Source organism: Pseudomonas moraviensis subsp. stanleyae (genome assembly GCF_036283065.1).
In the GTDB taxonomy this organism is placed as follows: Bacteria; Pseudomonadota; Gammaproteobacteria; order Pseudomonadales; family Pseudomonadaceae; genus Aquipseudomonas; species Aquipseudomonas stanleyae.
Genome location: NZ_JAADJI010000008.1, coordinates 323,092 through 335,128, shown reverse-complemented (window position 1 = coordinate 335,128; position 12,037 = coordinate 323,092). Strand labels below are relative to the sequence as shown.

At 61.3% G+C, this 12,037-nt stretch carries 8 protein-coding genes; 4 read left to right on the top strand and 4 right to left on the bottom strand.

Annotation, left to right across the window (positions count from 1 at the left end):
* Positions 1 to 187: 187 nt before the first annotated feature.
* Positions 188 to 493, top strand: coding sequence for a DUF2288 domain-containing protein (locus tag GXB78_RS16840; protein WP_329516196.1), 306 nt, complete (start codon positions 188 to 190; stop codon positions 491 to 493).
* A gap of 282 nt (positions 494 to 775) precedes the next feature.
* On the opposite strand, the gene GXB78_RS16835 is transcribed toward GXB78_RS16840, so the two are convergent.
* Entirely contained in the window at positions 776 to 2,974 is a 2,199-nt protein-coding gene (locus GXB78_RS16835) for a hypothetical protein (RefSeq protein WP_329516195.1), read from the bottom strand.
* 196 nt (positions 2,975 to 3,170) lie between these two features.
* Here GXB78_RS16835 and GXB78_RS16830 point away from each other — a divergent pair, with 196 nt between their 5' ends.
* Positions 3,171 to 4,067 carry an NAD(P)-dependent oxidoreductase gene (locus GXB78_RS16830; protein ID WP_329516194.1) on the top strand — a complete coding sequence of 299 codons (897 nt, stop codon included), beginning with the start codon at positions 3,171 to 3,173 and terminating at the stop codon, positions 4,065 to 4,067.
* Here the strand turns inward: GXB78_RS16830 and GXB78_RS16825 are convergent.
* Both GXB78_RS16825 and GXB78_RS16820 read right to left on the bottom strand, forming a co-directional pair.
* Positions 3,958 to 6,240, bottom strand: coding sequence for a putative bifunctional diguanylate cyclase/phosphodiesterase (locus tag GXB78_RS16825; protein ID WP_329516193.1), 2,283 nt, complete (start codon positions 6,238 to 6,240; stop codon positions 3,958 to 3,960). The genes GXB78_RS16830 and GXB78_RS16825 overlap by 110 nt on opposite strands.
* A gap of 150 nt (positions 6,241 to 6,390) precedes the next feature.
* Positions 6,391 to 6,759, bottom strand: a complete 369-nt coding sequence (locus GXB78_RS16820; RefSeq protein WP_329516192.1) for a YkgJ family cysteine cluster protein — start codon at positions 6,757 to 6,759, stop codon at positions 6,391 to 6,393.
* Positions 6,760 to 7,060: 301 nt separating this feature from the next.
* Here GXB78_RS16820 and GXB78_RS16815 point away from each other — a divergent pair, with 301 nt between their 5' ends.
* Positions 7,061 to 8,410, top strand: coding sequence for a spinster family MFS transporter (locus GXB78_RS16815; protein ID WP_329516191.1), 1,350 nt, complete (start codon positions 7,061 to 7,063; stop codon positions 8,408 to 8,410).
* Positions 8,411 to 8,564: 154 nt separating this feature from the next.
* On the opposite strand, the gene rapA is transcribed toward GXB78_RS16815, so the two are convergent.
* Positions 8,565 to 11,411: an RNA polymerase-associated protein RapA gene (gene rapA, locus GXB78_RS16810; protein WP_329516190.1), complete on the bottom strand. Its 2,847-nt coding sequence runs from the start codon at positions 11,409 to 11,411 to the stop codon at positions 8,565 to 8,567.
* Positions 11,412 to 11,663: 252 nt separating this feature from the next.
* On the opposite strand from rapA, the gene GXB78_RS16805 reads away from it, so the two are divergent.
* Entirely contained in the window at positions 11,664 to 12,005 is a 342-nt protein-coding gene (locus GXB78_RS16805) for a hypothetical protein (protein WP_024011931.1), read from the top strand.
* Positions 12,006 to 12,037 lie beyond the last annotated feature (32 nt).

The window sequence follows — 12,037 nt, the reverse complement described above, 5'->3', positions numbered from 1 at the left end:
TTGGGGGTGTCGCATTTTTGAATGAAAGAGACAGAATTGCGGCGGGGCAATCGGGGGCATATATCCCAAAAGACAGCAATCCCTGGCGTTCCTGCTCTTTTCGTTCGGTGCAGCGATTTGCAACCGGGTTTTTCTGACGGACCACCGACGTTATCATTCGCGTCGATTTCTTTTCCGGACAGCTCCCATGAATCAAGAACCTAGCACCCTCTATGCCAAGCTGCTTGGTGAAACGGCATCTATTACCTGGAAAGAGCTGGAGCCGTTCTTCGCCAAGGGTGCCCTATTGTGGGTCGACCCTGACCTGGATTTGATCGCCGCCGCCGAGGCCGTGGCCTCGGACGAAGGCGAGAAAGTCGCGGCCTGGCTGGCCGAGGACAAGGTCGCCAAGCTGTCTGAAACGCGGGCGCTGGATATTTTCGAACGTGATCCGCAGCTCTGGGCTGTAGTGGTTTCGCCGTGGATTCTGATCCAGGAAAGGGCGACGACTTGATCGTCCGCACCTTTTTGGTGCCTGCGTTGCAACGCCGCAAGTGTGTAGCGGAGTAGCGTGATGGCACCTTGCCGTGGAGAAACACCACGCATCACGGTGACGTAAACGTAACGGGAACAGTTTATTGAGCGGCCGGGCGGTCGCTTAATTGTTTCTGGATGTTCGTAGAGCTGAATTTGTCGATGAAGTTGAGGGCGCCTTCGCGAGCAGGCTCGCTCCCACATTGGAATGCACTTTCCTGTGGGAGCGAGCCTGCTCGCGAAGGGGGCTACTCGGTTTTGATCAGACCGAGAACGTCTTCCCGGTATGGTTATTCAGCGAAATCACCTTGGTCTTGCCAATCCGGTGGCGGTAGATCTCGCGCAGGTACTTGATCGACTTCTTCACGCAATCACGCGACAGGCGGATGTCATTGATCGAGACGAACTTGTCCTTGTCGTTGATCAGTTCGCGGTACTTCTTCTCGTACATCGGTTTGATCGCGTACCAGTTGGTGTCGAGGATCTTCGCCGGGTTTTCGAATTCGTTGAGCAGGTCGTCGATCCGCGCTTCGTCGAAGTCTTCCTGAATGATGAAATCCAGAATCGAGTTGTCCAGCGTCTCGTCGAAACGGTACGGGTTCTTCGCGAAGCAGCGCTTGATGAACGCCACGATCAAGGTCAGGAAGTCGTCCGACAGGCACGGGCTCTTGGCGATCAGGGTGGTCAGCGACAGGTTGGCCGAAGCGCCGATCACCAGCGCGTAACGCTTGAGCGTGGTGTTGGGGAACAGGCTGTTGAGGTGGGTCTTCAACCGGTTCAGGTCCATGTACGACAGTTTGTAGTCCTTCGGCAGCGAAACGATCGAGACCACCGACGAGCAGTTCTTGAAGAAGTGCAGGTCGTGCAGCGCGGCGGCGTCGTAACCGGAATTCTTGTACTGCTCAAGCGAAGCGCGATAACGCTTGGATTCGATCGGCAACAGGCTGATGCCTTCGATGGCCTGGGTGACCTTGTTGAAGTGCGGCAGGTCGATCGAACGGAAGAACAGGTCGTCGATGTTCAGGCGCTGCGGCTCTTTATCGAAGACCTTGAACTTGTCGCTGCTCGGCGGCGGGGTTTCCGGCACCACCGATTCGGCATAGGCAATCGCTACCGGGCCGGCCAGACTCATGAACAGGTCATTGGCATCGAGGCGAATGGTTTCGCCGATGTCGATGCCGGCGCGGCGGAAGTAGTTCTGGTCGTAGTCAGTGGTGACTGCCTGCGCCGTCAGAATGTTGAAGATCTGCTGCGAGATGTACTGGTTGGCGTGCTTCTCCATGGCATTGACATCAATGTTCTGGATATTGCCGTCATCGCTTTCTTCGGCGTAACGCATGATGTCGTTGGAGATCAGCATCATCGCGTTCCACGGGCGGATACGCCCCATGACGCTGGCTTCGCTGCTGTCTTCGTTGGCGAAGTTGTAGGAGAAATCCCATTCCTCCGACAGGTATTTGCACAGCAGGCGCCCGGCGTTGATGTGCAGTGCTTCGGACATTTCGCTGCGGTGATCGGAAATGTTCGGCAGCACGCAGATACCGCTGGTGAAGATCGGTTCGAACACAAACGAATGCCCGCTCTTGCCGTCGTGCTCGTCCATCGGCTTGGTGTCGAACGTCTTGTTCATGTACGAGTGCTGCTGCGCCAGACCGAACTCCGAGGCCATGCCCGAACCGGTACCGCCGCCGGCACTGAAAATCGAGAAGTACAGGCGCGACTGGTTGGCCTTGATCCCGCAGCTGTCGATCAGGTACGAGTGGATCATTTTCCAGTCGGGGCTGGAGAAGCGCTGGGTGTCCTTGTTGAGGATGATCTTCGCCAGGTACTGGCCGAGGATCGGCGCGTTGCCGGCGCCACCGGCGTGGACTTCGGACAAGTCCATGATCTTCATTTTGCTGTAGTCGCGCAGGAAGCCGCTTTTCTCGCCCTTGCGCGAAAAACGGATGCGCCCGGCGATGTCCTTGTCGAGGTCGCCGAGCATCACCAGCGGTTCGACCAGGAATACCGGTTTGGTCGATTTGCTGGTGCCGATGCGCAGGTTGTTCTTGATCCACTGCGCCGGGCTGTAGCCCTTGTCGGCCAGACGCCGGTCGGTCGGGCGGTCTTCGTTGTTGAATTCGTTGAGGTAGAACTTGCGCGCGTTGTACACCAGCTCCGCCACATCGAGGGCGATGTTGGAGCCGCAGCGACCGAGGCCGATCAGGCACACCGAAGGGAATTCCTGATCGTTGTGCTGCTCGTTGTCGCCTTCCTGATGCGCCGGGCGCGGGAACACCGAATCGCGCAGGCCGTCGAGGTTATCGAGGATGCGGTCGGTGTTGGTTTCGGTGAAGTACAGGTATTGCTGGGTCGACAGCGGGCGCGAAGGCTGCGCGGGTTTCGATAATGGCGAGCTGTTCGCAGCGGGGCTCAGGGTCAGATCGGCTGTTGCACTGGCGGAGTTGTTTTTAGAGGTCATGGTGCGCCATTTACCTGGACTGGGTTGGCTCGCCGAACAGTGCGGGCGAACCTCACGGAATAAGATCTCGCGTCTTGTGTGCGCGAATACGGCCCGGGCGTCGTGGTGTTCGCTTGTGTGATCGCCGGGCGGAATCCTTTCCTGATCGTTGATGAATCGGCCATGATTCGCTGATCTTTAATGGAAAAGAGGCAAAATGATGTCAACGCTACCTTCGTTGGGGTTTGCCGGAATCGGCCTGATGGGCCTGCCCATGTGCCAGCGTCTGCTGGCCGCGGGTTACCCGCTGACCGTGTGGAACCGCAACCCGGAAAAGTGCGCGCCACTGGTTGCGGCCGGCGCCCGGCAAGTGGCGAGCCCCGCCGAACTGTGTGCGCACGCTGACATCGTCATGCTGTGCCTGGCCGACACCGCCGTTGTGCGTGACGTAGTGTTTGGTGCTGGCGGTATCGCCGAAGGAGCGAAAAGCGGCCAGTTGCTGGTGGATTTTTCCAGCCTGGAACCAACCGCGACTCGCGAGATGGCCGCAGCGCTGGCCGAGAAAACCGCCATGGCCTGGCTCGACTCACCGGTGTCCGGCGGCGTGGCGGGGGCCGAGGCCGGCAGCCTGGCGATCATGGTCGGTGGTGCGCCGGCGGATCTTCAGCGCGTGCGCCCGGTGCTGCTCAATCTCGGCCAGCGCGTCACGCACATGGGCGGCGTTGGCGCCGGGCAAGTGACCAAGGCCTGCAACCAGATGATCGTCGCCTGCAATGCGCTGGTGATCGCCGAAGTGGTGGCGTTGGCCGAGCACGCCGGGGTCGATGCCAGTCTGATCGCCGAGGCGCTGGCCGGCGGTTTTGCCGATTCGAAGCCGTTGCAGATTCTCGCTCCGCAAATGGCCGAGAGCCGTTTCGAGCCGATCAAATGGCACGTGCGCACGCTGCTCAAGGATCTCGACACGGCGGTGAAGTTCTCTCGCGAACAGGGTTCGGCGACGCCCATCAGCGGATTGGCCGCACAACTGATGCGCCTGCATGGGGCGCAAGGATTTTTAGCGCAGGATCCAGCGACGCTGGTGCAAATGTATCGCGCGCCAGACTCAGAGGATTGACCCCGAGGACTGGTTTGCGCTGGTTGATTTCATCGAGCACCGCGCGTAGTTCGTCCAGCGGCACCGGGCGGCTGAGCAGATAGCCCTGAATGAAATCGCAGCCCGAACGCTCGAGAAACTCGTATTGCTCCAGGCTTTCGACGCCCTCGGTGACCACTTGCAGATGCAGGGTGTGGGCCATGACGATGATCGCCTGGACGATCTCCATGTCCGCCGTAGCGGTGGGGATATCGAGGATGAACGAGCGGTCGATCTTCAAGGTGTTCAGCGGCAGGCGCTTGAGGTAGGCCAGCGACGAATAGCCGGTGCCGAAATCGTCGATCGACAGCGACACGCCGAGGGCGCGAATCTGCCGCAGCAGCACCAGGGTGTTGGCGATGTTGCCCATCAAGGCGTTTTCGGTGACCTCCAGTTCCAGGCGTTCCGGCGCTACACCGGCGGTGCGCAACGCCTGCTCGATTTCCTCGGCCAGCTCTCCCCGCGCCAGATTCAGCGGCGAGCAGTTCCAGGCGATTTTCAATTCTGCACACCCATGCCGCGACAGCTCGCCGAGATCCTTGCAGGCGCGGCGCAGCACCCAGTTGTCCAGCTCGGCGATCAGACCGTTGTTCTCGGCAATCCCGATAAAGCGATCGGGCATGAGCAAACCGTGGACCGGATGCTGCCAGCGAATCAGTGCCTCGAGCTTGGTCACGCGTCCGGTTTTCAGTTCGAAGATCGGCTGGTAGTAGAGCATCAGCGCGTTGTCTTCCCGTAGCGCGCCGCGCAGTTCTTCTTCCAGTTGCAGTTCACAACTGGCGCGGGTCTTCAGGCTGGAGTTGAAGAAATGCAAGCCGTTGCGCCCGGCACCCTTGGATTGGTACAGCGCCAGGTCAGCGTGCTTGAGCAACTCTTCGCAGGTGCTGCCGTCTTCGGGAAACAGGCTGATGCCGATGCTGGTGGTCATCACCATGCGCCGGCCCGCCAGTTCGATCGGCTCCTTCATCTTGTGCATGATGCGCTGCGCCATACCGCGCGCCTCCTCGCGGTCGCGCAGGCTGATGAGGATGCAGAATTCGTCGCCGCCGAACCGCGCGACCACGTCTTCGTGGCTGCGCACCGAGCTCTTGATGTGCTGGGCGATGACTTTGAGCAGCGCGTCGCCAGCGTCATGGCCAAGGCTGTCGTTGATGCGCTTGAAGTGGTCGATGTCGAGAAACATCACCGCGAGCATGCCGCCTTCGCTGGTTTTCTGGCTGAGTTTCTCGGCGAACAGCTGGTTGAAGCCACGGCGGTTGGTCAGGTTGGTCAGCGCGTCATAGTTGGCCGCTTGCTGCAGGGACATGCGCGCCTGATCGAGTTGACTGAGGAGGGCGTTGACCCGGCGCAGATCGTTTTCCTTGTTCTGCAACTTCTTGTCGGCGAGGGCGGCACTGATCGCACTGCCGAGAATCAGCAGGATGATCAGCGCTACGGTCAGGCCCAGTTGCAGATGCGCGGTGTCGCCGCCGCTGGCTGCCACGGCGCCTTCGGGAAGCACCAGATCCAGCGCAGCCATGCCGGTGAAGTGCATGCTGATGATGCCGGCGCCGAGAATCAGCGCCGCGCTGTACTTGAGCAACTGATGCGCCACGCCACTGCCTTCACTCAGATAGCGCGCCACCCACAGCGCGGCGAAACTGGCGCCGATGGCGATCGCTACCGACAGCGCGAACAGCCCCGGTTGATAGTAGGCGGTGGCGCTCGACTTCATCGCCGCCATGCCGACGTAATGCATGCCGGCGATGCCCAGGCCAATGACAAACGCGGTCTTCAGACAATGCAACGCGCTCGGCTGCACCTCGCTCAGGGTTTGCATGGCCAGCCAGGAGGCGATCAGCGCGATCAGCAATGAAAAGAGGGTGACGCCGAGGTCGTACTGAATGTCGATCGCTGTCTGGAACGCCAGCATGCCGATGAAGTGCATGGCCCAGATGCCGCCGGCCAGACAGGTCGCGCCGATCCAGCGCCAGATGCGCCGCGAGCCCGGATCTTCGGCATGCACTACGCGCTCTGCCATGTCGAGGGTGGCGAAGCTCGCCGCGCAGGCGACCAGATAGGCCACCATCACCAACAGCGGGTTGTGACTGCAATCGAGGAGAATCTGCCCGCTCGCCGGCAGCTCGGTAACAAACTGCAAACCAAGCCACTCCATAGCGTGCCCCATCTCGGATTCATTTGGCCCGTGCGTCAATCAACGCAGGCGAATGCAAGGAGTATAGAGGCGGTTTTCCGGCTGCAAGCGGTAGTGGCACATTGGTGGTAATGATTTTGACATTAGCCTCATAGCCATTCGCGCTAAGGCTCAGGCAATGCGCTCCAGCGGCAGGTCGTTCCATTGTGGCGACAAGGACGGCAGGCCGTGCGCGGCGCGGGCCTTGTCGCAGTCAGGGTTGTGCTCGCCGTTCTCCCACGACGCCTCGAACTCGCGGCAGGTGCTTGAGCGTTTGTCATAGATCGTGCAGGCGACCGCACTGCCGACCTCGCCCGCCAGGGACAGGCAACGCGCCGGTTTGCGGTCGGTGCCGATCATTGCCACTCGGCTCGGGGTGATCTGGGTGACCAGTTCATCGGGCACCGTGCCGCCGGAGGATGAGCACTCACCCCAGAAAAACGACACGCGAAAATGGGCACAGCAGGCACCGCAATTCAGACACGGACTGGCTTCGGACATGGGCGGGGGTATCAAAGGGATTGATCGGAAGATCCGGACGGATCCGGCGGACATTCTAGGCTTTGCCATGGCGTTGGGAAGGGGGGCGCGAAACTATTTTTTTGTCGCCGGATTTTGCCGCGAAAGCCCCGTATGGCGGGGGATTCCTGACTTATCAAGGGCTTACGTTTCGTTACAGTGCGATGGGCCGATATCAGGCTGACGAATGATGACAGACAGCCCCCGCGCGGCTGACTAGATTGCAGGTTCCGGGCTCGATGCGCTGGCAGTGAAGCCCTCATAACAATAAAGAGACGGACCCATGCAGAACTCGACCCAAGCGGCGAATGCCTGGCGCATTCTGTTCCTGCTGTTCCTCGCCAACCTGTTCAATTTCTTCGACCGCACCATTCCGGCGATCATCATCGAACCGATCCGCATGGAATGGCACCTCAGCGACTTTCAGCTGGGCATCATCGGCACCGCGTTCACCGTGGTTTATGCGATTGCCGGCCTGCCGCTGGGGCGCATGGCCGACACCGGCTCGCGCAGCAAACTGATGGGCTGGGGCCTGGCGACGTGGAGCGCGCTGACCGCCGTCAACGGTCTGGTCGGCAGTTTCTGGAGTTTCCTTATCGTGCGCATGGGCATCGGCATCGGCGAGGCCAGTTACGCACCAGCGGCGAACTCGCTGATCGGTGACCTGTTTCCCGCACACCGTCGGGCGCGAGCGATGGGCATCTTCATGCTCGGCCTGCCGCTGGGGCTGCTGCTGGCGTTCTTCACCATCGGCGCGATGGTCAAGGCCTTTGACAGCTGGCGCGCGCCGTTCTTCATCGCCGCCGTGCCGGGGCTGATCCTGGCGATTTTCATGTTCTTCATCAAAGAGCCCAAGCGCGGTGCGGCGGAATCCGTGCAGGTCTCGCAAGAGAAAGTCGACAAGCCGATCCGCCGCGTCCTCGCCGTGCCGACCTTCCTGTGGCTGGTGATGGCCGGGCTGTGCTTCAACTTCGCGACGTATGCCTGCAACTCGTTTCTGGTGCCGATGCTGCAGCGCTATTTCCTCATGCCATTGCAGGAAGCGGCGGTGGCCACGGGCGTGATCGTCGGCGTCACCGGACTGGTCGGGCTGACTGTCGGCGGCTGGATCGCCGACAAGATTCACCAGCGTTTCGCCAGCGGCCGACTGCTGTTTGCCGCGTTCAGCCTGATTATTTCAACCTTGTGCACAGCGTGGGCGCTGCATGCCGGACGCGTCGAGGTCGGCGTGTTCGTTGCGGTGTTCAGCGTCGGCTGGTTGTTCGCCTACAACTTCTACACCTGCGTGTACACGGCGATTCAGGACGTGGTCGAACCGCGCCTGCGGGCGACGGCGATGGCGTTGTTCTTTGCCGGTCTGTATTTGCTGGGGGGCGGGTTAGGGCCAGTGGTGGTGGGTGGTCTGTCGGATCACTTCGCGCACACGGCGATGCTGTCGGCGGGGGCGGAACAGATGACCGAGGCGTTCAAGGCTGTCGGCCTGCATGACGCGATGTACCTGATCCCGGTGGCGCTGTTTTTGACCATGGTCTTTCTGTTTCTCGCATCGCGGTGTTTTGTCCGGGATGCGCAGCGGATGAAGGACGGGTTGGTGGCGGTGGTTGAGCCTGAAATTTCTGCGGCGACTGCTTAAGAACAAAAGATCGCAGCCTTCGGCAGCTCCTACATGTGAATGCGTTTCCCCTGTAGGAGCTGCCGAAGGCTGCGATCTTTTGCTTTTGCTTCTGAAATAAAAGAGGCCCGCATCACTGCGGGCCTCTTGGTTTTCAGCGGTGGAGCAGGGCGGTTTAACCCGCCACCAGTACCCGAATCGCTTCCAGGCGCAACGCGGCTTTATCCAGCATCGCCAGACCCTGCTCACGCTGAGTGCGCAAGGCTTCCAGTTCGCTGTCGCGCACGGTCGGGTTGACCGCTTGCAACGCGGTCAGGCGCGCCAGTTCTTCGTCGGTGTCGGCGGCCAGACGGCGGCGCGCTTCGGCCACACGTTCGGCGTGACGCGGGGCGATTTTTTCTTCGCCAGCGTTGATCCGTGGCGTCAGTTGATCGCGCTGGGCCTGGATGAACTTGTTGGCGCTGGCGCGGGGCACGCTTTCCAGTTGATCGTTGAGGGTTTCGAAGGACACCCGTGGCGACAAGTCATTGCCGTTGGCGTCGAGCAGGCAACGCAGCGCCGCCGGTGGCAGGTAGCGCCCCAGTTGCAGCGAACGCGGTGCGACCACTTCGCTGACGTAGAGCAATTCCAGCAACACGGTGCCCGGTTTCAGGGCCTTGTTCTTGATCAGCGCGACGGCGGTGTTGCCCATCGAGCCGGACAGCACCAGATCCATGCCGCCCTGCACCATCGGGTGTTCCCAGGTGATGAACTGCATGTCTTCGCGCGACAGCGCCTGGTTGCGATCGTAGGTGATGGTCACGCCTTCGTCGTCGCCCAGCGGGAAACTGGCATCGAGCATCTTCTCGCTCGGTTTGAGGATCAGGGCGTTTTCCGAATGGTCTTCGCTGTCGATGCCAAACGCGTCGAACAGGGTTTCCATGTAGATCGGCAGGGCGAACTGGTCGTCCTGCTCAAGGATCGCCTCGACCAGCGCTTCACCTTCGCCAGCGCCGCCGGAATTGAGTTCCAGCAGACGGTCGCGGCCGGTGTGCAGCTCGGCTTCGAGACGCTCACGCTCGGCGCGTGCTTCGTCGATCAGCGCTTGCCACTCGCCGTCATCGGCTTCTTCGAGCAGCGGCAGCAGGCGCGGGCCGAACTGATGCTGCAAGGCGTTGCCGGTCGGGCAGGTGTTGAGGAAGGCGTTGAGCGCCTCGTGATACCACTGGAACAGGCGCTCTTGCGGGCTGGTTTCCAGGTACGGCACGTGCAGTTCGATGATGTGCTTCTGGCCGATCCGGTCGAGACGCCCGATGCGCTGCTCGAGCAGGTCCGGGTGCGACGGCAGATCGAACAGCACCAGGTGGTGAGCGAACTGGAAGTTGCGACCTTCACTGCCGATTTCCGAGCAGATCAGCACCTGCGCGCCAAACTCTTCGTCGGCGAAGTAGGCAGCGGCGCGGTCACGCTCGAGGATATTCATGCCTTCGTGGAACACCGTGGCCGGGATGCCGGAGCGCACGCGCAGGGCGTCTTCCAGATCCATCGCGGTTTCGGCGTGGGCGCAGATCACCAGCACTTTGGTGCGCTTGAGCATTTTCAGCTGATCGATCAGCCACTCGACGCGCGGATCGAATTTCCACCAGCGTTCTTCTTCACTGGCATCCGGCTGCGCCTGGAAGCTGACTTCCGGGTACAGCTCGGCGTGTTCGCCCAGTGGCAGTTCGAGGTATTCGTCCGGGCACGGCAGCGGATACGGATGCAGTTTGCGCTCGGGGAAACCCTGCACGGCGGCGCGGGTGTTGCGGAACAGCACGCGGCCGGTACCGTGGCGATCGAGCAGTTCACGCACGAGGCGCGCACTGGCTTCTGTGTCGCCATCGTTGACCGCGGTCAGCAGGGCTTCGCCTTCGTTGCCGAGGAAGCCGTGAATGGTCTTGTGTGCTTCGGCCGAGAGGCGGCCCTTGTCGAGCAGTTCCTGCACGGCTTCGGCGACCGGGCGATAGTTGTCGCTCTCGGCGCGGAAGGCGGCCAGGTCGTGGAAACGGTTCGGGTCGAGCAGGCGCAGACGGGCGAAGTGGCTGTCCTGACCGAGTTGTTCCGGGGTCGCGGTGAGCAGCAGCACGCCGGGAATCACTTCGGCCAGTTGCTCGACCAGCGAGTATTCCGCGCTGGCCTTGTCTTCGTGCCACACGAGGTGGTGCGCTTCATCGACCACCAGCAGATCCCAACCGGCGGCGAACAAGGCGTCCTGCGCCTTCTCGTCATCGACCAGCCACTCCAGCGCGACCAGCGCCAATTGCGTGTCTTCGAACGGGTTGGTGGCATCGCTTTCGATAAAGCGTTCTTCGTCGAACAGCGCAACCTGCAGATTGAAGCGGCGGCGCATCTCCACCAGCCATTGATGCTGGAGGTTTTCCGGGACCAGGATCAGCACGCGATTGGCGCGGCCCGAGAGCAACTGGCGGTGGATGACCAGACCGGCCTCGATGGTTTTACCCAGACCCACTTCGTCCGCCAGCAGTACTCGCGGGGCGATACGGTCGGCGACTTCGCGGGCGATGTGCAACTGGTGCGCGATCGGCTGCGCACGCACGCCGCCCAGGCCCCACAGCGAGGACTGCAACTGGCGGCTGGTGTGTTCAAGGGTGTTGTAGCGCAGGGAGAACCATGGCAGCGGGTCGATCTGCCCGGCGAACAGACGGTCGCTGGCCAGCCGGAACTGAATGAAGTTCGACAGCTGGGTTTCCGGCAGGGTGACGACTTCGTTCTGCCCGTTGAGGCCGTGATAAACCATCAGCCCGTCGACGTCGTCGACCTGCTGCACAGTCATCTTCCAGCCTTCGAAATGGGTGATGGAGTCGCCGGGCGAGAACCGCACGCGGGTCAGGGGCGCATTCCGTAGCGCGTACTGGCGGGTCTCGCCAGTGGCCGGGTAAAGCACGGTCAACAAGCGGCCGTCCTGTGCCAGAACGGTGCCTAAACCAAGCTCTGCTTCGCTGTCACTGATCCAGCGTTGCCCCGGTTGATACTGCTGCGCCATGCTGCCTGACTCCCACCTTGAAAAAGCGGGCTATCTTAACGGAATGCGACCCTGAGGCCAAAGGAATACTGGGGTAGGAGCTGCCGAAGGCTGCGATCTTTTGATCTGTGGGAACACTTGGGTTTTGCGTTGTCCCATGAAAGATCGCAGCCTGCGGCAGCTCCTACGGGTGCGAGGTGCATCACACAATTGCGACAGGCGGCTCAAGGCGCCTGCACCCCAGCCGATAGCCTGCAGACAGGAGACCTTTATATGTTGCCACCGATGCTCCCCTTGAGCGCTGTGCCGATCACTTCCCAGCAGGATCCGATCCGCCAGCGTCCGGACATCCCGCCGGTGGTGCCGGTGCAGGAAAGCTCCAACGAAAGCACGATCGACCTGCAAAAGCGCGATCCGGAAGAGGATCGGCTGCTGGCACGCGAGGAACAGCGCCGCCAACAGGAACGTGATCGTCGGCGCCGCGAGGCGGATGAGGATCCTGAAGAGCATCTGGCCGTGCCGGGCACTGAGCTGAACGCCGACAACACCGTGCCGGTTGTGCCGCTGATTGACGATCAGCCGCGTCAGGGCTTGTGGGTCGACATCGAGATTTGAGCTGTGACTGGTCAGCGCGTGCGCCAGGCGGC

Bases quoted from the DNA above. Each gene is read 5' to 3' on its own strand.
- GXB78_RS16835 (WP_329516195.1), bottom strand. From the start codon at position 2,974: ATGACCTCTAAAAACAACTCCGCCAGTGCAACAGCCGATCTGACCCTG.
- GXB78_RS16830 (WP_329516194.1), top strand. From the start codon at position 3,171: ATGATGTCAACGCTACCTTCGTTGGGGTTTGCCGGAATCGGCCTGATG.
- GXB78_RS16805 (WP_024011931.1), top strand. From the start codon at position 11,664: ATGTTGCCACCGATGCTCCCCTTGAGCGCTGTGCCGATCACTTCCCAG.
- GXB78_RS16820 (WP_329516192.1), bottom strand. From the start codon at position 6,759: ATGTCCGAAGCCAGTCCGTGTCTGAATTGCGGTGCCTGCTGTGCCCAT.
- GXB78_RS16840 (WP_329516196.1), top strand. From the start codon at position 188: ATGAATCAAGAACCTAGCACCCTCTATGCCAAGCTGCTTGGTGAAACG.
- GXB78_RS16815 (WP_329516191.1), top strand. From the start codon at position 7,061: ATGCAGAACTCGACCCAAGCGGCGAATGCCTGGCGCATTCTGTTCCTG.
- GXB78_RS16825 (WP_329516193.1), bottom strand. From the start codon at position 6,240: ATGGAGTGGCTTGGTTTGCAGTTTGTTACCGAGCTGCCGGCGAGCGGG.
- rapA (WP_329516190.1), bottom strand. From the start codon at position 11,411: ATGGCGCAGCAGTATCAACCGGGGCAACGCTGGATCAGTGACAGCGAA.